Source organism: Erysipelothrix aquatica, assembly GCF_009828825.1.
In the GTDB taxonomy this organism is placed as follows: Bacteria; Bacillota_I; Bacilli_A; order Erysipelotrichales; family Erysipelotrichaceae; genus Erysipelothrix; species Erysipelothrix aquatica_A.
Genome location: NZ_WTTA01000011.1, coordinates 1 through 559 on the forward strand (window position 1 = coordinate 1; position 559 = coordinate 559).

A 559-nucleotide genomic window follows, 5' to 3' on the forward strand; every position below is an offset into this window, starting at 1 on the left:
TTTTATCAAATCTCAACCGCACCACTATTCATTTTTAAAAATTCTATCTCATAGGCAGTTTTAAAGTCAAACATTTTGCGAGGCATTGAGTTGATTTTAAAGGCAATGTCATCAAGATATTGTTGTCCAATGTTGTAAAGTGACTTTCCTTTAGGAATAAATCTTCTGACTATCGCGTTGGCTCGTTCATTGGAACCACGCTGAAAAGAACAGTAAGGATCACACTTATAGAGTTTTACACCGAGTCGTTTTGCAGTAATTCCCATTGTATTAAACTCTAATCCATTATCAACAGTTATTGATTTCGTTACTATTTTGTTTTCTTCTATAAATTTTATAATTAATGAGGATGTATAGTAGTCTAATCGATACTCAGCCTTGATCAGCCAATTCATTCTGGAACATCGATCGACGATTGATATTATTGCCGCGCTTTCATTTTTCTTACCGATTATTGAGTCAATTTCAAGATGACCGATTTCATCTCGGGCCTCTATATAATTGGGTCTCAGACTAATTGGTAGCACAGTTCGATTTTCCAAATTCCATTGAAAGTGGT

General features: G+C 34.7%; 1 protein-coding gene. It reads right to left on the reverse strand.

The window, feature by feature from the left end; translation table 11 throughout:
* Positions 1 to 5 precede the first annotated feature (5 nt).
* On the reverse strand, positions 6 to 559 hold a 554-nt coding region (locus GVV22_RS10940; RefSeq protein WP_159650079.1), incomplete at its 5' end, for an IS30 family transposase.